Origin of the sequence: Thermoflexibacter ruber (genome assembly GCF_900113045.1) — a bacterium.
Taxonomy (GTDB): domain Bacteria; phylum Bacteroidota; class Bacteroidia; order Cytophagales; family Thermoflexibacteraceae; genus Thermoflexibacter; species Thermoflexibacter ruber.
Genome location: NZ_FONY01000027.1, coordinates 53,275 through 72,646, shown reverse-complemented (window position 1 = coordinate 72,646; position 19,372 = coordinate 53,275). Strand labels below are relative to the sequence as shown.

Below are 19,372 nucleotides of genomic sequence, written 5' to 3'. Positions count from 1 at the left end.
TTCAAGCCTAAACCTACTTTCAAAATATTAGAAAATACAACCACGCATAAAGAAGCGTCTGTAAGGAAATATAAAAGTATAGATTAGCTTCTATATGGGCTTCCATTGTTTTCTCTATATCTTCATCACTCATCAAGTCCTCGTCATAATATTTGATAAAGAAAAGAAAAATACTTATAAAAACTACAGGGAAAATGTAAATACTAACTATTTTTTCGATTGTTGAAGCCATACTCCTCTTAAAAGTAATTGAGAATATAGTTATAAACGAATACTACACTATTTAGGTTATACTTGGGTCATCAATAAGTAAGTTACATAGGCAATATATATACTTACAAAAATCCCTCCTTCAATCCGATTGATTCGCCTTCCACTACCTGTAAATAGAAATATAAACATCAAAAGGCTGGTAAAAATATTCATCAGAATATCAAAATTTGCTTCAGGTCTGAAAGGTAGTTCATAAAGAGAAGAGGTTATTCCTAAAATAAAAAATATATTAAAAATATTAGAACCCACTACATTACCAATAGCAATATCAGAGTTGCCCTTGTAAGAAGCAATGGCTGAAGTAGCTAATTCTGGAAGTGAAGTGCCAGCCGCTACAATCGTTAGCCCAATAACTGCCTCACTCATGCCTAAGGTTTTAGCGATTTCTACCGCCCCATCTACTATCCACTTTCCCCCAACGATTAGCCCTGCCAGCCCTCCTACTACCATAAGCACAGACTTCCAAACAGGTAGTATTTGTACTTCTTCGCCATGTTCTTTGCTGTTACGCGCTACATCTATGACATAATACATAAAAATAGCAAAAAAACTCAATAGTGTCAAACCGTCAGTGGTGCTTAACAAGGAATTTTCTTCCTCATCAAAGTAAGCGTCATTGGCACAAATTCCTAAAACAAGGGCTGCTAATAAAGCCAAAGGAATTTCTTTCCAAGTAGTATTGATGTGTGCATTGACAGGTTTAATGACCGCCGCCACTCCCAAAATGACCAACACATTAAAAATATTACTCCCTACTATATTCCCTATTGCTAAATCTGTACTACCACTTGAGCCAGCAAATAGATTTACAACTAACTCAGGCGAGGAAGTGCCAAAAGAAACAACAGTAAGTCCTATAATTAAATCAGGAATATTGAATTTTTTTGCTAAAGAAGATGAGCCATCCACCAGCCAGTTTGCACCATAAATAAGGGCAACAAAACCAATTAGGAACAGAATATACGTAAGAAAAGCAGGCATAAATTAATTAGTTTAATAATTTGTTGTTTAGCGATTTTTTTAAAGAAAAGGGGGAAGTCTTTTGATTATGTCTTGCACTTTGAAGGCTTATTTATTTCAATATTATTACAATTTTAAAACCATTTTAAATCAAATCAAAGTTTATGCTCTTAAAAATTATATCCACGCACAAGGATTGTATAAAAATAGCTCATTTTATTACTCTTTAACATTTTATCTTTGATAAATATTGTGATTTTTTCTTATCAATTAAGTTTATTTTTGAAAATACAATAGGATAGAATAACTTTGTTTTGACTAACTCCAAGAAGAATGATAGAAATATACACTGATGGTGCGTCCAGAGGCAATCCTGGCGCAGGAGGGTATGGGGTAATACTTATTTCCAAAGAACACAAGCTACGCAAAGAACTCTCAGCAGGCTACCGCCTAACTACCAATAATCGTATGGAATTATTAGCCGTAATTGTAGGGTTGGAGGCACTGAAAATCGTTCCAAGCAAAGTAATAGTTTACTCTGATTCCCAATATGTGATTAATGCAGTAGAAAAAAATTGGTTGGGGACTTGGGAAAAAATAAACTTTAAAAATAAGAAAAATGCGGACTTATGGAAGCGTTTTTTAAATGTATATAAGCAACATGAAGTACAGTTCCAGTGGGTAAGAGGACACGCTGGCAATCCTTACAACGAAAGATGTGATGAATTAGCCACTTCTGCCGCAGATAGTACCAAATTGCTCGTAGATGAAGGTTACGAAAGTGAAAAAATCAATTAAATTACTTTTCCTCAAAATTTTATCTTAGCTTGCGACTAATTTATACTTTACACAATAAAAAACTTAAATTTAACTCTAATAAGCATGAAAAAAACAATACTTATAGGGCTATGTTTGCTGTTTACTTCAACAGCTTTTGCCCAGTCTGATAAAGAACTTACTGATGCTACTGTAAGCAAAACCAAGATTGAAACGCACCTGTATTTTTTAGCTTCTGATGAATTAAAAGGAAGAGATACGCCCTCTCCAGAGCAGATGATTGCGGCACGATACATCATTACTCAACTCAAAAGCTACGGAGTAAAACCTTTGCCTGCCTACCCTAATTATCTCCAGCCAGTAGCCATGAAAACTACTATCCCGCCTACAGAGTTGAACCTAAGCTATGCCAAAAGTAATTTTAAATTAGCAGAACACGCCCTACTCCTCAACGGAGGCGTTGCCAACATGGAGAATGAAGCCATTTTTTTAGACTACGGAACCAATGAAGATTTTGATAAAACTGATGTCAAAGGTAAAATCGTAGTCGTTAGAGGTGGCTCGCCAGAGGAAACAAGTCCACAAGGCTGGTTTTATAGAGGGAATGAGAAACACAAAAAAGCCATGGAAAAAGGCGCAGTAGCTTTAATAGAACTGTACAACAATCCACAACTGCCTTGGAAGTTTTTGGTCAATTATCTAAATAGACCTTCTGTCCGCTTAGACGAAGGAAAAGACAACTCCTCAGCTAATACTATTCCTCACCTATGGTTAAATGATGCAGATAACAAAGAAATGGCATTTTGGAAAGATAAGAAAAAGCAAAAAGCTAAGCTCTCTATTAATGGAGCAGAGATAAAGAAATTTACTACCTATAATGTCGTAGGACAGATAGAAGGCACAGACAACCAAATGAAAGACGAATACATCGTTTACTCAGCTCACTATGACCACGTTGGTATAGGCAAAGCAGTGCAGGGAGATTCTATTTACAACGGAGCAAGAGATAATGCAGTAGGAACAGTAACTGTACTTTCTGCGGCAGAGAACATTGGCAAATTTCCTACAAAGCGTTCTGCCTTATTCATTCTATTTACAGGAGAAGAAAAGGGACTATTAGGAAGCAAATGGTTTGTTGAGCATTCACCTATTGATTTGAAGAAAATGGTGTATTGTTTCAATAGCGACAATGCAGGCTACAATGATACTTCTGTGGCTACTATCTTTGGCTTAGGACGCACTACCGCAGAAAGCTTCATCAAAGAGGCTTGCAAAACCTACGGCTTAGAGGCAATAGATGACCCCGCTCCTGAGCAGAATCTCTTTGACCGCTCTGATAACGTCAGCTTTGCCGCCAAAGGCGTGCCAGCTCCTACTTTTAGTATGGGATTCAAGGCTTTTGATGACAGAATCTACCAATACTATCATCAACCTAACGACCAACCCGATAATTTGGATTACGAGTATTTATTCAAATTTTTTAGCTCTTACGTATATGCTTGTCGCCTCATTGCCAATACTAACGAAAAACTATTTTGGAGAGAAGGCGACAAATACTACGAAATCGGCAAAAAATTATATGGAAATTAATTTTAGACCTGAGACCTGTCAGGTTTTAAAAACCTGATAGGTCTAAAATAAGTCATCTTAGTTTGTAAAACCCCAACGATTCTATCAATGCTCAAAGCAGTAAATATTCATAAAAGTTATAACAAGCTACACGTTCTCAAAGGAATAGACTTAGAAGTAAGCGAGGGGGAGATTGTATCTATCGTAGGGGCTTCGGGGGCAGGAAAAAGCACCCTATTGCATATTTTAGGGACTTTAGACCGCCCCGATACAGGAAGCGTCAGTATTAAAGATACTACCTTAGAAAGCCTTTCCGAAGAGAAATTAGCCCAATTTCGCAATCAAAATATTGGATTTGTTTTCCAATTTCATAATTTACTGCCTGAATTTACGGCTTATGAAAACATCTGCCTTCCTGCAATGATAGGAAACAGGAATATGAACGAAATACAAGAAAAAGCAGATTACTTGATGAATATGCTTGGTATTTACCAACGCAAAAATCATAAACCTTCGGAAATGTCAGGAGGCGAGCAACAAAGAACCGCAGTAGCAAGGGCATTGATTAATTCTCCTGTAATTATTTTTGCAGACGAGCCAAGCGGCAACTTGGACTCTAAAAATGCAGAGGAACTGCATCGCTTGTTTTTCAAACTCCGCCAAGACCTCAAACAAACATTTGTCATTGTTACACACAACTTTCACTTGGCAGACATGGCAGATAGAAAAGTAGAAATCATTGATGGGAAAATTGGCAACGGGGTATAATATTTCCATTTTTGTAAATTATATAACCAATATTGCAACATGAAGTTTATCCTCAATATTATTCTTTTAGCGATACTTGCAGCAGCTTTGCAGTGGCTCTTAGGCTACTGGTGGCTTATCGGACTTGCCGCTTTTTTTATCGGTACGATTACAGGAAGCAAAAGTGGTATGCGTTCTTTTTTTATTGGTTTTTGGGGAATCGCTCTGCTATGGGCAGGAGTCGCTTTTTACAAAGCCTTTCCTAATGAGTTCATTTTAGCAGAAAAAATGGCAAGTTTACTGTACTTGAAAGGAAATGCTTTTGCTATTTTAGGGGTAACGGCTCTCATTGGAGGGCTGGTAGGTGGTTTTTCTGCTTTAAGTGGTAACTCTCTTTACAAAATGGTAGTCAAGAAAAGACCAAAATATTACTAAACTTACATGACAGATACCTCCTTATTTATTGCTAAACGCTATCTTTTTTCTAAAAAAAAGAAAAACTTTATCAATATCATTTCTATTATCTCGGTGATTGGGGTAGCCGTAGGTACGATGGCTCTGGTAATCGTCATGTCGGTATTTAATGGTCTGCAAGAATTGACTATGGACTTGTATTCTGCTCACAACCCTGAAATCAGGATAGTACCTATCAAAGGAAAAACTTTTGAAGTCAATGATTCTTTATTAGCCCAAATTAAACAAATCAAAGGTGTCAAAGCACTCACAGAAGTAATGGAAGACAATGCCTTACTTCGCTATGGAGAAAGTCAGTTAGCCGTTAATGTAAAAGGGGTAAGTGATAATTTCTTAGAGCAGTACCAAATCAAAAACAACCAACTCCTGAGCGGAAATCTGCAAATCAAAAAAGACAATACCGCTTATGCTCTGATAGGTGCTGGGGTACAGATTCAACTGGGAGTTGTCCTCCAAGATGACATGAAACCTATGATTTGTTGGTATCCACGCAAGCAAAAAAGAATCAGTCTTGACCCAAACAATGCTTTTATCCGCAAAGCTATCCTGCCCTCTGGAGTACTTTCCATAGACCAATATTTTGATAATAACAACATTATCGTTCCCATAGAGTTTGCCGATGAACTCATGCTTTATGGCAACAAACGCACCTCTTTGGAAATAAAAACAACTGATTATCGCCTGGTCGGCTCTATCCAAGCACAACTCAAAAAACTTTTAGGGAATAACTTTTCTATCAAAAACAGGGAAGAGCAACAAGAAAATATCATTAAAGCAGTCAGAATTGAGCGACTTTTTGTCTTTATTGCCTTTGCTTCTATCTTGGGCGTGGCTTCTTTCAATATTTTCTTTTCTTTGGCTATGCTGGCAATAGAAAAGAAAAAAGACATCGCTATTCTTTTTGCTATGGGAGCGAGTAAAAATTTTATCAAAAAAATTTTTATCAAAGAGGGTAGTTTAATTGCTTTTATTGGTACAATCATCGGCATAATTGGCGGCTTGGTAATCTGCTTTACTCAGCAGGAGTTGGGCATTATCCCCTTGAGTCCTGCACAACCTTATCCTATCAAAATAGAACTAAGCGACTTGATTTATATTGCTATTACCATTATTGTCATTACTTATCTTGCTTCTTTTGCTCCTGCAAAGAACGCCGCCAAAATTAATGTCAATGAACAGTTATAAGCAGGATATTTCAGGCGATTTTATTTGAATTTGAGCGAGTGAAAAAATATATTTGAATTTAAAAAATTACTTTGACCAAAAACTAATCGTAATATGCACTTCTTGATTATATGGGCAGACCAACACATTCGTACTGTAAGACAGTTAGATGCTTTAATATCAGAAACTTATGTTATAGCCATCATTATCCTGCTCCTTTTTCTGAGTATAGCTATGCTTATTGCCAATAGCATTGCTTACGAAGGGGGCAAAAATCCCAAAGACCCTGCCCAAAGGCGTACTTGGTTTATTGTCTTGGGTTTGATAGCCCCTACTGTGTTTTTTCTTTTTAACTACCTCTATGTAAAGACTACCATAGAAAATGTAGCCCTGCAAGCTAAGTTCTCTCATACCAATGTCATAGCTACTGTCATCATATTTTTATTTTATTTTATCATAGGTTTCCTACTTAGTAAAGTCCTAAAAAATTCTAAGTTTGGAACGATATTCCCTACAAAAAAATAGTACATTTGTATCTATACATCTGATTATCTTTTGGAATTACAAAAGCAAAATATCAAACTTCAATACATCGTAGTAAGCGTAGGGGTAGCTTTACTCATTGCTAAATTCTTGGCTTATTTTCTTACCAATTCCAATGCAATCCTTACCGATGCTCTTGAGTCTATTGTCAATGTGGTAGCAGGGAGTTTTGCCTTGTATAGCCTTACTGTTGCGGCTCGCCCTAAAGACTCCTCTCACCCTTACGGTCATGGTAAAATAGAGTATATTTCTGCTTCTGTAGAGGGCGTACTAATCTTTGTAACAGGAACAAGCATGATTATCAAAGCTACCTATAATCTTTTTTATCCTAGTGAAATAGAGCAACTTGACATAGGTATATTGCTGACTGCACTGGCAGGAGGCGTAAATTATTTACTTGGAGCAGTCATAGAAAAAAGAGGAGAAAAAACACATTCCCTTACACTCATCGCAGACGGAAAGCACTTAAAATCAGATGCTTATTCTACTGTAGGCATGATTATCGGATTAGGGATTATTTATTTTACAGGGTATAATTGGTTAGACAATGTGATTGCGATTTCTTTTGGTTTATTGATTTGCTATACAGGAGTACGTATTTTGCAAAAATCTATTGCTGGAATCATGGACGAGGCAGACTATGAAATCATTGCACAGGTCATCAAGGTGTTAAATGAAAATCGTAAGGAAAACTGGATTGATTTTCACCATGTCAGAGTGATTAAATTCGGTAGTCAGTTTCATGTAGATTGCCATATTACCTTACCCTACTACTTGACGGTCAAAGAAGCACACGACGAGATGGAGATAATAGAGCAAATTATGAAGGAAAACTTTGAAAATCAGGTAGAAACTGCCGTACACACAGACCCTTGTAAGCCTGACTTATGCCCAATATGTAGCAAAAAGGACTGCGTAGTAAGACAAGAACCATTTTCAAAAAAAATAGAGTGGAATCTTCATAATACCATGCCCGATAAAAGATTAGTCTAAAAAATGAAGACCCCACTTCCTGTGCTTTACTCTACCCAAGAAAGTTTAAGCATATTGGTTTTTTTCTTTTCTTTCATCGGAATACTCGCCATATTGATATAAATATCTCCCTTTTGCAAATGCCCTGCATTGACTAAGATTTTTTCTACTTCCTCAAAAGTTTGGTTAGTAGAAACAAAATTGTCGTAGTAAAAGCATTTTACCCCCCAAAGCAAGTTGAGCGTAGTAACTAAAGACATATTATTAGTAAATATAAATGTTTGGGATTCAGAACGATAGCTTGATAATCGGAAAGCACTCGAGCCTGACTGTGTAATGCCTATAATTGCCTTTGCGCCTACTTCTTTGGCTAACTTGCACGCATGACTTACCAAACTTTGAGCATAAAAGTTCGGCGAGTTCTTATCTAAGTGATAATTTCTATTGTAAATATCTGGGTGTCTTTCTGCCGAGTGAATAATCCTGACCATATTTTGTATAGTTTCCACAGGATAGTGTCCACTTGCCGTTTCTGCACTAAGCATAACGGCATCAGCTCCGTCTATCACTGCATTGGCTACATCTCCTGCTTCCGCTCTTGTAGGTCTTGGATTATTTATCATGCTTTCCATCATTTGAGTAGCCACTATTACGGGTTTTGCCGCTACATTGCATCGCCTTACCCAACGTTTTTGCTCTATGGGTACTTCCTCTAAGGGAATCTCCACCCCTAAGTCCCCCCTCGCTACCATGACCCCGTCGGTAGCTTCTATGATGCTATCTATGTTTTTCAATGCCGTAGGCGTTTCTATTTTGGCTATGACCTTACTATTTTTTCCACTATCTTTAATGATTTGCTTTAACTCCAAAATGTCCGTAGCCTGACGTACAAAAGAAAGTGCTATCCAATCTACCTCATTTTGTAAGCCAAAAGCCAAGTCCTCTCTATCTTTTTTGGTCAAAGAAGGCTCAGAAACGTTAGTGTTAGGGAGATTGATACCTTTTTTGGGCTTAATTACCCCTCCGTACACCACTTTGGTAATAACTCTGTTTCCTTCTACTGCTGTTACTCTTAGTTCTATATTGCCGTCGTCTATCAAAATAGGCTCGCCCGGCTTTACGTCCTGTGCCAAGTCATAGGTAGAAGTCAGCTTTTCCCTTGTTCCTACTTCTTTTTCATAAGCAATCACTACAGTTTCGTCTTTGGCTACCGTAATAGAGCCTCCTTCTATCTCCCTAAGACGAATTTTAGGACCTTGCAAGTCTTGCAAGATAGCTACATTCCCTCCAAACTTGGCATTGAGTTCTCTGATATGATTGATTACTTTCTGATGCTCCTCGTGTGTGCCATGAGAAAAATTTAACCTAAAAACATCAACCCCTGCAATCATCAATTCCAACAATTTTTCTTTACTATTAGAGGCAGGACCTACTGTGGCAACAATTTTGGTTCTATTATGTAATTTGTTTAGCATATTTTTTTATCATGTTTATAGTTTCTTGTTTTTGAGTTTAAAGTGTTTTAAAGTAAGTATTACTTACCTATTTTTGTACGCAAATTCAAAATTTTATGCAAAATACCATAGATAACAATGCAATTTACAATAGTTTGCTAAAAAAAAAGGAGAAAGGAATTAAATCTTTGTCAATTTTGATTGACCCTGATAAAACAAATGAAAAAAAATGTAGTGAATTATTAAATTTTTGTCAAGAAACAAGCCCCGATTTTTTCATGGTTGGCGGGAGTTTAATTACCAATAATGAGTTAGAAAAAATCGTCTTATGTATCAAAAATCACCCTTATACTGCCCACATCCCCGTCATTTTATTTCCTAATAGCTATTTGCATATTTCTGAAAAAGCTGATGGAATTTTGTTTTTGTCGCTTATTTCTGGTCGTAATCCTGATTACTTGATTGGCAATCATGTCATCGCTGCTCCTCTTTTAAGACAGAGTAAGTTGGAGATAATGCCTACGGGCTATATCTTGGTAAACTGTGGCAACCAGACTACAGTTGCTTACATTAGCAATACTACTCCTATTCCCTACGAGAAAAACGATATTGCAGTTTGTACGGCTATGGCAGGCGAAATGCTTGGGCTAAGAATGATTTATATGGACGGCGGAAGCGGAGCGAAGCAAGCTATCAGCGAGGAGATGATACAAGCAGTTAGACAAGCCACAAATATTCCTCTCATTGTAGGAGGTGGGATAAAAAGTGTAAACGCCTTAGAAAAAGCCTATTTAGCAGGGGCAGACATGGTAGTAGTAGGCAGTGTCATAGAAGAAAACCCGCAAATTTTTCAAGATTTTTGCCTGAAAATCAAAGAGTTAAATAAAAAATAAACTTCTTTACTTACAAATACTTTTCTTGAATAGCTTTAATGGTTTCGTCTATGTTTCTTGCATCTATTGCTTCTCCAATAGTTACAAATTTCCAGCCTACACCCTCTCGGACAAGTTTGCCCATGACCATAGAAATTTTACCTGCAAAGTTTGGCTCAGAAGAAAGGTTAAAAGTAGCAAAAACGGAAACTACGTGAGCAGGCGAGCCCTCGAAGATGCGAATTTTCGAGTAAGGAATCATCTCAAAGTCCTGCCCCTTGAAAGAATTGATATAAAAGAAAATCTGTTTTACATCATCACTTACTTTTGGGAGATTGACCATAATCACCTCATTGTCAAAATCATCAGCTTTGTCTAAATCCCCCTTGCGGTCATCTCCACTGTGTCTGATGGATTGGTCTTTGGAAATTAGTTTCCTATAATATACCGTATCCACCATATTACCTTCTTCGTCAAACATACTCACGCTTGCATCTAAATCCACCGTTTCGGTTTCATTAAAAAAGCTAATGAGGTATTTTTTATGTATAGCCCCCCAATTGATGCCTACACAAATTTCTTCTAATTTTTTTTGCTGCTTAACGAGAGATATAGAACTTCCTTTGGAGAGATTTACCCCTGTATTGGTTTCTGCCATAGTTTTGCAATTGGATTTTTTAGGTTAAAGTTTTTTATCAAAAATAGAGATAAACGGACAAAACTACAAAAAAGATAATTTAAAAAGCATCTTCAAAATGCTCTATTTCTATCTTTTCTCCTGTTTTTAAAATACTGATAATATCAAAACGGATATGCTGGGGATTGATGTTTTGTTCATTGAGGTAATATATAGCAGCACTCCTAATTCTTCCCTCTTGTTGAGGACTAAGGAAATTCTCAGGAAATCCAAAGTCTGCACTGCTTCTGCTTTTTACCTCCACAAAGACCACCGTATTTTCTTGTTGAGCAACAAGGTCTATTTCTTGCTTTTTTACTTTAAAATTTCGCATCAGGATTTGGTAGCCCTTCTGAATCAGGTAAGTTTCTGCTATTTCTTCTCCTTCTTTTCCTGAGATTTTCATATACTAAAATACGTCTTTGGTTTGCTCATCTCGTAGCAAATAAAAAATCTACCATGCTTTGAATGAAAATGATTTAGCTATAAACGGCTTTTTGAGTAATAGATTGGATAGAAAGGAGTAAGTCTTGTGGGGCGGATACATAAGGATTGTAGCGTTTGATACATTCACGAACTGCTTTTTCTTGTTCGTATTTAGTTCGGCAATAAGGACAATGTACTACCTGATTCATACAAAAATCTACCTGATGCCTGTCCCCTTCACCGTCTAATACCAAATCTATGATACTTTTAAAATACTTCTGTTTATCAGTAAGCTTTTCCATTGTAGTAAAAATTTTAATTTACAGATTAATAGTTAAAAGTGTAAGATTTTAATTTTGTTCTTCAGAGCTACTACTGTTATTGTCTGTATTATAACCTAATTTTTTTGCATAAAGTTCTAATTTTTGTTTTAAAATAGAACGCGCCCTATGCAGGCGAGAGCGAACCGTTCCGATAGGAATGTCTAAAATCTTTGCCATCTCCTCGTAAGTAAATCCTTCCAAATCGCACAAGATAATCACTGTACGAAAGTCCACCGCCAAAGAATTAATTGCATTACTCACTTCATCTCCTATCAAATCTTGCACCGTTTCCGAACGCAAATCTACCGTAATATCTTCATCAACATCTTCCGAATTGTAAACGTTCTCTATTTCCTGATAATCAACTTTAGCAGGTTGGCGAGATTTCTTACGGAAGTCATTAATGAAGCTATTTTTTAATATTTTAAACAACCATGCTTTGGCATTAGTTCCTTGTTCAAAAGAATTGATAAAACGAAAGGCTTTCAGGTAGGTATCCTGCACCAAATCCTTAGCATCGTCTTCGTCTAAGGTGAGTTTGTAGGCAAAATTGTACATAGAATCCACATAGGGCAGGAATTCTTTTTGGAATACTATATCTTTCTCTCTTTCAGTATATTGGGTAGTAGGCATAAATAAGAAAATCTGTGTATGGCTTTTAAAATACTAAATAACGAATAAATAAGCACTTATAAAAGATATTTATTGGTAAATTTTCAACTTTTAAAGAAGTGGACTATTTCATATTTCTTCAAATACTTGTACCAAGTCTATGACCAAATCAGGGAAAAGAGTAGGACTCATGAGGTCATCTTCTACATAAATTTTTTCTAATTGGTATTTATCGTCTGTCAAAAGAAATTTCTGCACAGCCTTTTCCGCAGGAAAAACTATCCAATACTCCTGCACAGCATTTTCTTGATAGAGTTGGAATTTATCTCTTAAATCTGTTTTAGAATTGCTCTCAGAAAGGATTTCGATGATAAGGTCTGGCGCACCCAAGCAACCTTTGCTATCTATTTTGCTCTTGTCGCAGATGATAGAAAGGTCAGGCTGTACTACTGTGTAAATATCTTTGTCTGTAATAGCCGATTTGGAATAATTATACAAACGCACATCAAAAGGGGCGGTAAAGACTTTGCACTGTCTTTTTGTACTTTTAAAGTAATTTTTAAAATAATTAAAAAACTCTCCGCTAATTTCTTGATGAAAAGGGGTAGGCGCAGCCATTTTTTTGATATAGCCTTTGATAAGCTCTATTCGCTCACCCAACTGCCAAGTCAAGTAATCTGCATAATTATATTGCTTGCTGAAATCTAATTCCGAAAGTGATGTAACCATTGCTTTCTTTGTTTTCCCCAAAGATACAAATTTTTATTTTAAAAGTTAAAACCCTTCCCTATCCTATTTGTTTTGAACTTGTCTGCTAAATGACTGAAACAAGAAAATGCTTATCTTTGCTCTGAATCAGACCGTATCAATATGCAAATCAATCAATACTTAGAACACACCAAACTCAGTCCCATTTTTGACAGTAATGATTGCGAACAGCTTGTCAATGAGGCGATGGAATTTAACTTTATAGGAGTATGCGTGCCACCTTATTGGGTAAAAAAAGCTAAAAGGGATTTAGGTAAGTCCAATGTCAAATTAGTTACCGTAGTGGGCTTCCCCTTGGGTTATCAGCGCAGCGAGGTCAAAATGAGGGAAATAGACATCGCACTGAAAGATGGAGCAGATGAAATAGACGTGGTGATGAACCTCTCTGCCTTTAAAACGGGCGTAATGATGTGGGTCAAAGGCGAATTAGCCCAATTTGCTAAAGCCTGCCACGAAGCTAATGCCTTGCTCAAAGTCATCATAGAAACGGCTTATCTTTCTGAAGAAGAAATCATCAGGGCAGGCAAAATCAGTGCAGATGCAGGGGCAGACTTCGTAAAAACTTCCACAGGTTTCGCTCCCGCAGGGGCTAAGGTCACCCATATCCAATTAATGCGACAGCATTTGCCTGCCAACGTAGGCATCAAAGCCTCTGGAGGTATTAAAAACCTCGCTCAGGCTTTATCAATGATTGAAGCGGGGGCAGACAGAATAGGTACTTCCTCTGCCGTTCAAATCTTCAAAGAATCACAAATTCGTGAAAATTCGTGCAATTAGTGGCTAAAAACATATTACTCCTATTCGTGAAAATTCGTGCAATTAGTGGCTAAATGAATCATGAAAATTAGTGGCTGTACTTGGCTACATACCAAGCTATCGTTTTCATAATCCCCGATTCAAAATTTTCCTCTGCCCTCCAGCCTAATTCTTTTTCTATCTTTGAGGCATCTATGGCATAGCGGCGGTCATGCCCCGCCCTATCTTTCACAAAAGTAATAAACGACTTATAAGAAAAATTAGGTACAGGCTTTTTCTCATCTAAAATTTCACATATCTTATTGACTATGTATAGGTTAGTTCGCTCATTTTTCCCTCCGATGTTATAAGTTTCCCCTGCCCTACCCTTGTGATAAACCAAATCTATGCCCTTGCAGTGGTCAAGCACGTATAGCCAATCCCGCACATTTAAGCCATCTCCATAAATCGGAATAGGTTGATGCTGAAGGGCTTTGCGGATAATGACAGGAATCAACTTCTCATCGTGCTGTTTCTGACCATAGTTATTCGAGCAGTTAGTAGTAACTACATTCATTCCGTAGGTGTGGTGATAGCTCCTCACTATCATATCGCTGGAGGCTTTAGAGGCACTGTACGGGCTATTAGGTGCATAGGGCGTTGATTCTGTGAAAAGTCCTGTCGCTCCAAGCGTTCCGTACACCTCATCGGTAGAAATATGGTGAAAGCGACAATCTTCGTACCCCTGCTTGTATTCAAAAGGAGCATGAAGCCAATGCCTGCGAGCAACATCTAACAAGGTAAAAGTCCCATACACATTAGTTTGAATAAAAGCATCAGGGCGAGCAATAGAGTTGTCCACGTGAGATTCGGCTGCAAAATGTATAACTCCACGAATATCAAATTTCTTAAAAATACTCTCTATCAAACTCCTATCGCAAATATCACCTTGTACAAACTCATAGCGAGGGTGGTCGGCTATTTCTTTCAAGTTGTCTAAATTGCCTGCATAAGTAAGCAAGTCCAAATTAACTAAGTAGTAATCTGAATATTTTTCAAGGAAATAAGGCAAAAAATTGCTTCCAATGAAGCCAGCACCGCCAGTGATGAGAATAGATTTCATGGGATTAAGTTGATAATACAATACAATATCTGCGTACCTTTTTTATTAGCAAAGGTAAAATCCGATGCAAAGATAATTAAGTAAGTCTATATTTGGTATGACAAAAGAAGTTAAGGCATAAAAATTAAAACGCTTTTCTCTACTTTTGCCAAGCGTTATTTTCTATATTTGTTTGAGAAAACACTTAAAATTGTACAATTACTCATATAAAAGCATATTTATAAAAAAGCATAAAATAGATAACTCAAAACAAATCCCACAATCATGAAAAATATTGCAGTGATAGGAGCAGGAACAATGGGTAACGGCATTGCTCATGCTTTTGCTCAGTTTGGTTTCCAAGTAGCCTTGATAGATGTTTCCCCAGAAGCTCTCGCCAAGGCACTCAGTACCATAGAAAAAAACTTAGATAGACAAATAAAAAAAGAAATTTTGACCGAAGAGGAAAAAGTGGACACCTTAAAACGCATAGCTACTTTCAAAAATACAGAGCAGGGCGTTAAAAATGCGGATTTGGTCATAGAAGCCGCTACCGAAAATCCCCAAGTCAAACTTGCTATTTTTAGAGATTTAGATGAGTTTTGCGAAGAAGGGACTATCTTAGCTACCAATACTTCCTCTATTTCTATTACCAAAATCGCAAGCGCGACTCGCAGACCTGATAAAGTGATAGGCATGCACTTCATGAACCCCGTACCTATTATGAAACTTGTGGAGATTATTCGCGGATACAGCACCTCTCAGGAAACGTGTAGCGTAATTATGAGTTTGGCAGAACGCATACAAAAAACGCCCGTAGAAGTTAATGACTATCCGGGTTTTGTTTCTAATCGTATCCTGATGCCTATGATAAACGAAGCAATTTATACGCTTTACGAGGGAGTAGCAGGCGTAGAAGAAATAGATAGTGTAATGAAATTGGGTATGGCACACCCTATGGGTCCCTTGCATTTGGCAGATTTTATAGGTTTAGACGTATGCAAATCTATCTTAGAGGTCTTGTACCAAGGTTTCGGTAATCCTAAATACGCACCTTGTCCGCTCTTAGTCAATATGGTTACAGCAGGGCATCTTGGCGCAAAAACAGGCAGAGGATTTTATGAATACCAAGGCAAGGAGATGATGGTAGCTGAGAGATTTAGAAAGGGCTAAAATTAGAGAAACTACCAACTTTGCCAAGCCATGTTGAGTTTGGCAAAGTTGATTCGTTGAAAAATAAAATTACGGCTTACTTCTCTGCCCAGTAATCTACTACCAGCACCTTGTCCAAGTGAGGTCTTAAAACAGCACCGAAAGCCTTGTGGTCAGGGTGAGGAAGATAAATCTCTCTATCTTTCTCAGAAGCAAAAGTGACAAAAAAGCAATGTGTAAAGCCCTGATTTAGATTCTCTGGGCTATTGTTAGTACCCCATTCTAAACTTTTGATTTGCTTTATCTTGGAGGGAAGTCCTCGGAAAGCCTCTTCCACTTTTTTGATGTCTTCAGGCGAGGAGGTGTCTTTAAACTTGAATAAAACGACATGACGCAGCAATTTTTTCTTTTCAGAGGCTGTCGTAGCCTGAGCGTAATAGTGGGAAGCAAAAATCAATAAAATTCCTGAAAGCAAGAAAAGTACAATTTTGTAACCTATATGTATTTTTTTCATGGTGTTTGGGTTTTGATAATTTTAAAAAATTCAATTTTATATAGCCTTCTGGCTATGAATTGTAAAAATACGAATAAAATCAAAACATTTATTTGCTTTGATGTCTTATTAAGGCAAGCAATTTATTTTTTTCCTTTAGCTTAAACACACACACATCAAACATAAACCCAATGAATAAGAAAGTGATTGTTATTGGGGCGGGTTTTGCAGGAATTGCTGCCGCTACCAATTTAGCACATGAAGGCTTTGAAGTTATCGTATTAGAAAAGCATGACATTGCAGGGGGGCGAGCCAGAGTATTTGAAGCAGAAGGTTTTACCTATGACATGGGTCCGAGTTGGTACTGGATGCCCGATGTTTTTGAGAGCTACTTCGGCAAGTTTGGCAAAAAGCCTTCTGATTACTATGAGCTTGTGCGTCTAAATCCTTCATATAGAGTAGTTTTTGGAGCTGATGATTACTTAGATATTCCTGCTGACCTCACAGAATTCAAGGCTATGTTAGAGTCTTTAGAAAAAGGCAGTGCCTCCAAGTTAGACCTATTTTTAGCACAAGCGGCATATAAGTACAAAGTGGGTATCAACGACTTAGTGTATAAGCCAAGTCGTTCTATATGGGAGTTTGCTGATATGCGACTTTTGCTTGCCCTGTTCCGCATGGACGTATTTACTTCTATACACAAGCACATCAGACGCTTTTTTAAGCACCCAAAAATTGTTCAGTTAATGGAGTTTCCTATCCTATTCTTAGGAGCCTTGCCTGAGAATACGCCTGCACTCTATAGCCTTATGAATTATGCAGACATTAGCTTAGGTACTTGGTACCCTTTGGGAGGTATGCACCAGATTATCAAAGGAATGGTAAATTTAGCAGAGGAGAAAGGAGTAAAGTTTTTGTATCATCAAGAAGTAAAATCTATTGAGGTTTCCAAGAATCAAGCAAAAAAAGTAATTACTACAAAAGGCACTTTTGAAGCAGATATTTTGATAGGAGGGGCGGACTATCAGCACATAGAAACCCAACTTCTTAGTAAAGAATACCGTTCTTACTCAGAAAATTATTGGGACTCCCGTACCCTTGCACCCTCTTGCTTGATTTTCTATCTTGGATTGAATAAAAAATTAGAAAATACCCTGCATCATACCTTATTTTTTGATGTGGACTTTATGCAACATGCCAAAGAAATCTATACTACCCCCAAGTGGCCCTCAGAACCCTTGTTCTATGTTTCTGTACCTTCAAAAACTGATAAGAGCGTTGCGCCAGAGGGCTGCGAGAATGTTTTTATCTTGATACCTGTAGCGCATACTTTGGAGGACACAGAAGAAGTCAGAGAAAAATACTATCATATCGTTATGGACAGATTTGAAAGATTGACCAAGCAAAGTATCAGAGAATCAGTTGTATATAAGCGTTCTTACGCTCACAAAGATTTTATAGCGGATTATCATGCCTTCAAAGGCAATGCTTACGGCTTGGCTAATACACTTCTACAAACAGCTATTTTAAAGCCCTCATTAAAAAGCAAAAAAGTAGAAAACTTGTTTTATACAGGGCAGCTTACCGTACCCGGACCTGGTGTTCCTCCTTCGTTGATTTCAGGACAAGTAGTTGCTAAAGAAGTAGTCAAAGAGTTTGGGCGAGCATAGAGAAAGTCCTTAGTAAACTAAAATTTTTTACTAAATCATTTTCTTGATTCATTTTGCTAAAAAATTGATTATTAGCTATAAATTTGCGAAAATTTTTAACGAACTACGTGAGTTATGATTAAAAAATTGGCTTTCAAGAAAGTGCTTTTTCTTTGCTTATTTAGCCTGTTGTTTGCTTGTCGCCCTACTGATGTCATAGAGGTAGGGTACGAACTTGAAGTTTTTGTTACTGATGCTGCTGACATGGGGGTAGAGGGAGCAAGTGTTACATTATATGCCACAGCAGAAGATTTTAGAACAGACGCTAATCCCGTAAGAAAAGAAGTAACTAATCGCAGAGGCTACGTGATTTTCAAAGGTTTAGACTTGAAAATTTTTCAGTATTACGTAAGTGTAGAACGAGGAGGCGAAAATAATTGGGAAGATAAAACGCAAATAATTTTTGCAAGATTGGAACAGCAAAGCCACACTTTGAAAGTAAAAATTAAGTCTTCTATCGCCAATACCATAGCAGGAAGATACGAAAAACGCTGGCGACAGGTGAATAAACTCATCAATAACACGCCTGATAATAGCTGTTTCTCTCGCCAAGTACATGCCTTTCGCAGAGATTGGTTCGTAAAAATTTTTGCAGGAAGCGGTTGTCCTAATGCAGGTTTAGAGGTTTCTGGCGATGTATGGGCAGTAACTTCTGACAACAGAGGAATTATTAGGGGTACTCCGGGCGGAGCGAGCGAAAGGAGATTGACGATATTGGAACTCACTGACAGACGCCTGGTCTATTCGGAAACACTAAGCTCTAATTTTAGCATCATAGAAACATTCGAGGCAGTAGATTAATCAGCTATTTGCAGGCATTTTGGCTCGATTTTCGTTAATAATTAGCAATAGATTTTGTTAAAAATTTCTAATTATTAACCCCAAAAACTATGTTTAAAGCCCATTTTTTTTCTTTAACTTTTCTTATTATCAGTGCGTTTATTTCTCCTAACCTTTCCTTGCATACTACGAAAGACTTAGGTGATTGTAATTGCAAAAACAAGCCTTCTTCTACTTTGTATAGGTGCAATACTAAAACAAAACCTACTGAGGTAAGATGTATCCTTACACGCAAGTCTAAAATCAAAGGGAAAGTTTCTGAAACAAGCTATGTTTTTGTAGCACTGAAATCAAGCGATAAGAAAAGAGATTTGAAGATAAACGCTACTATCAAAAACCAAAGCACCTTGATGTATTCAGGTGATATTTTTACCATAGACAATAGAGGTACGAGTAAGGAGTATATAGTCAAAATCAACCTTTGGAATCAAAAAGGTTATACGGTAGAAATCCGCAAAGATGATTTTCTTAAATTGACTTTTAACCTAAGTACTAACCAAGTAAGCATAGAAGCCAGCGGATATATGCAGGAATGTTTTGACAATAACCACACCATGACCTCTGATTTTGTCAAACAAGATATTTTTTCTCGTCCTTTTACTAATCCCGACGATATGGTGGGTATGGCAGTAGCTTATTTTATTTATGAATACAATAAGGCACTAACACCTCAATAAAATATATCAAAGAGGCAATCCAACTTTTGGACTGCCTCTTTGCTAATAACTGCT

Annotated in this window: 23 protein-coding genes; 13 read left to right on the top strand and 10 right to left on the bottom strand. The window is 37.3% G+C overall.

The window, feature by feature from the left end:
• Positions 1 to 19: 19 nt before the first annotated feature.
• Both BM141_RS14950 and BM141_RS14945 read right to left on the bottom strand, forming a co-directional pair.
• Positions 20 to 232: a hypothetical protein gene (locus BM141_RS14950; protein WP_091548063.1), complete on the bottom strand. Its 213-nt coding sequence runs from the start codon at positions 230 to 232 to the stop codon at positions 20 to 22.
• Between the two features lie 56 nt (positions 233 to 288).
• Complete coding sequence (locus tag BM141_RS14945) at positions 289 to 1,254, bottom strand: calcium/sodium antiporter (RefSeq protein ID WP_091548061.1); 966 nt, start codon at positions 1,252 to 1,254, stop codon at positions 289 to 291.
• Positions 1,255 to 1,566: 312 nt separating this feature from the next.
• On the opposite strand from BM141_RS14945, the gene rnhA reads away from it, so the two are divergent.
• From rnhA to BM141_RS14910, 7 genes are all read left to right on the top strand, one after another.
• The gene (gene rnhA / locus BM141_RS14940; protein WP_091548059.1) at positions 1,567 to 2,031 is read left to right on the top strand and encodes a ribonuclease HI; all 465 of its coding nucleotides are present in this window, start codon (positions 1,567 to 1,569) and stop codon (positions 2,029 to 2,031) included.
• An 84-nt stretch (positions 2,032 to 2,115) separates the two neighbouring features.
• Positions 2,116 to 3,600, top strand: coding sequence for a M28 family peptidase (locus BM141_RS14935; protein WP_091548057.1), 1,485 nt, complete (start codon positions 2,116 to 2,118; stop codon positions 3,598 to 3,600).
• Between the two features lie 87 nt (positions 3,601 to 3,687).
• Positions 3,688 to 4,347, top strand: coding sequence for an ABC transporter ATP-binding protein (locus tag BM141_RS14930; RefSeq protein ID WP_091548055.1), 660 nt, complete (start codon positions 3,688 to 3,690; stop codon positions 4,345 to 4,347).
• A 39-nt stretch (positions 4,348 to 4,386) separates the two neighbouring features.
• On the top strand, positions 4,387 to 4,761 hold the full coding sequence (locus tag BM141_RS14925) for a hypothetical protein (RefSeq protein WP_091548053.1): 375 nt from the start codon (positions 4,387 to 4,389) through the stop codon (positions 4,759 to 4,761).
• Positions 4,762 to 4,767: 6 nt separating this feature from the next.
• Positions 4,768 to 5,985, top strand: coding sequence for an FtsX-like permease family protein (locus BM141_RS14920; protein ID WP_091548052.1), 1,218 nt, complete (start codon positions 4,768 to 4,770; stop codon positions 5,983 to 5,985).
• 93 nt (positions 5,986 to 6,078) lie between these two features.
• The gene (locus BM141_RS14915) at positions 6,079 to 6,489 is read left to right on the top strand and encodes a hypothetical protein (RefSeq protein WP_091548050.1); all 411 of its coding nucleotides are present in this window, start codon (positions 6,079 to 6,081) and stop codon (positions 6,487 to 6,489) included.
• Positions 6,490 to 6,519: 30 nt separating this feature from the next.
• Positions 6,520 to 7,500, top strand: coding sequence for a cation diffusion facilitator family transporter (locus BM141_RS14910; RefSeq protein ID WP_091548048.1), 981 nt, complete (start codon positions 6,520 to 6,522; stop codon positions 7,498 to 7,500).
• Positions 7,501 to 7,526: 26 nt separating this feature from the next.
• Here BM141_RS14910 and pyk read toward each other — a convergent pair whose 3' ends face one another.
• Positions 7,527 to 8,954, bottom strand: a complete 1,428-nt coding sequence (pyk, locus tag BM141_RS14905) for a pyruvate kinase (RefSeq protein WP_091548046.1) — start codon at positions 8,952 to 8,954, stop codon at positions 7,527 to 7,529.
• 95 nt (positions 8,955 to 9,049) lie between these two features.
• Here pyk and BM141_RS14900 point away from each other — a divergent pair, with 95 nt between their 5' ends.
• On the top strand, positions 9,050 to 9,826 hold the full coding sequence (locus BM141_RS14900; RefSeq protein ID WP_091548044.1) for a phosphoglycerol geranylgeranyltransferase: 777 nt from the start codon (positions 9,050 to 9,052) through the stop codon (positions 9,824 to 9,826).
• A gap of 10 nt (positions 9,827 to 9,836) precedes the next feature.
• Here the strand turns inward: BM141_RS14900 and BM141_RS14895 are convergent, their stop codons facing one another.
• The 5 genes from BM141_RS14895 to BM141_RS14875 form a co-directional block, all read right to left on the bottom strand.
• The gene (locus tag BM141_RS14895) at positions 9,837 to 10,463 is read right to left on the bottom strand and encodes a TerD family protein (RefSeq protein ID WP_091548042.1); all 627 of its coding nucleotides are present in this window, start codon (positions 10,461 to 10,463) and stop codon (positions 9,837 to 9,839) included.
• Positions 10,464 to 10,542: 79 nt separating this feature from the next.
• The gene (locus BM141_RS14890; protein ID WP_091548040.1) at positions 10,543 to 10,887 is read right to left on the bottom strand and encodes a YraN family protein; all 345 of its coding nucleotides are present in this window, start codon (positions 10,885 to 10,887) and stop codon (positions 10,543 to 10,545) included.
• A gap of 73 nt (positions 10,888 to 10,960) precedes the next feature.
• Complete coding sequence (locus BM141_RS14885) at positions 10,961 to 11,209, bottom strand: hypothetical protein (RefSeq protein WP_091548038.1); 249 nt, start codon at positions 11,207 to 11,209, stop codon at positions 10,961 to 10,963.
• A 48-nt stretch (positions 11,210 to 11,257) separates the two neighbouring features.
• Positions 11,258 to 11,863 (bottom strand): sigma-70 family RNA polymerase sigma factor, encoded by a 606-nt coding sequence (locus tag BM141_RS14880; RefSeq protein ID WP_091548036.1) that lies wholly within the window; start codon positions 11,861 to 11,863, stop codon positions 11,258 to 11,260.
• 108 nt (positions 11,864 to 11,971) lie between these two features.
• Entirely contained in the window at positions 11,972 to 12,571 is a 600-nt protein-coding gene (locus tag BM141_RS14875) for a Uma2 family endonuclease (RefSeq protein ID WP_091548034.1), read from the bottom strand.
• 141 nt (positions 12,572 to 12,712) lie between these two features.
• Between BM141_RS14875 and deoC the strand changes: the two genes are divergently transcribed.
• Positions 12,713 to 13,387 carry a deoxyribose-phosphate aldolase gene (deoC, locus tag BM141_RS14870; protein WP_091548032.1) on the top strand — a complete coding sequence of 225 codons (675 nt, stop codon included), beginning with the start codon at positions 12,713 to 12,715 and terminating at the stop codon, positions 13,385 to 13,387.
• Between the two features lie 67 nt (positions 13,388 to 13,454).
• Here the strand turns inward: deoC and rfbB are convergent, their stop codons facing one another.
• The gene (gene rfbB, locus BM141_RS14865; RefSeq protein WP_091548079.1) at positions 13,455 to 14,468 is read right to left on the bottom strand and encodes a dTDP-glucose 4,6-dehydratase; all 1,014 of its coding nucleotides are present in this window, start codon (positions 14,466 to 14,468) and stop codon (positions 13,455 to 13,457) included.
• Between the two features lie 264 nt (positions 14,469 to 14,732).
• Between rfbB and BM141_RS14860 the strand changes: the two genes are divergently transcribed.
• A complete protein-coding gene (locus tag BM141_RS14860) occupies positions 14,733 to 15,620 on the top strand; it encodes a 3-hydroxybutyryl-CoA dehydrogenase (RefSeq protein ID WP_091548030.1) in 888 nt (295 codons plus the stop codon).
• Between the two features lie 76 nt (positions 15,621 to 15,696).
• Here BM141_RS14860 and BM141_RS14855 read toward each other — a convergent pair whose 3' ends face one another.
• Positions 15,697 to 16,113 carry a Dabb family protein gene (locus tag BM141_RS14855; RefSeq protein WP_091548028.1) on the bottom strand — a complete coding sequence of 139 codons (417 nt, stop codon included), beginning with the start codon at positions 16,111 to 16,113 and terminating at the stop codon, positions 15,697 to 15,699.
• A 170-nt stretch (positions 16,114 to 16,283) separates the two neighbouring features.
• Here BM141_RS14855 and BM141_RS14850 point away from each other — a divergent pair, with 170 nt between their 5' ends.
• The 3 genes from BM141_RS14850 (at position 16,284) to BM141_RS14840 (ending at position 19,318) form a co-directional block, all read left to right on the top strand.
• Positions 16,284 to 17,762 carry a phytoene desaturase family protein gene (locus BM141_RS14850; RefSeq protein ID WP_091548026.1) on the top strand — a complete coding sequence of 493 codons (1,479 nt, stop codon included), beginning with the start codon at positions 16,284 to 16,286 and terminating at the stop codon, positions 17,760 to 17,762.
• Positions 17,763 to 17,876: 114 nt separating this feature from the next.
• Positions 17,877 to 18,602 carry a carboxypeptidase-like regulatory domain-containing protein gene (locus BM141_RS14845; RefSeq protein ID WP_091548024.1) on the top strand — a complete coding sequence of 242 codons (726 nt, stop codon included), beginning with the start codon at positions 17,877 to 17,879 and terminating at the stop codon, positions 18,600 to 18,602.
• Between the two features lie 89 nt (positions 18,603 to 18,691).
• Positions 18,692 to 19,318 carry a hypothetical protein gene (locus BM141_RS14840; RefSeq protein WP_091548022.1) on the top strand — a complete coding sequence of 209 codons (627 nt, stop codon included), beginning with the start codon at positions 18,692 to 18,694 and terminating at the stop codon, positions 19,316 to 19,318.
• The last annotated feature ends 54 nt before the right edge of the window (positions 19,319 to 19,372 follow it).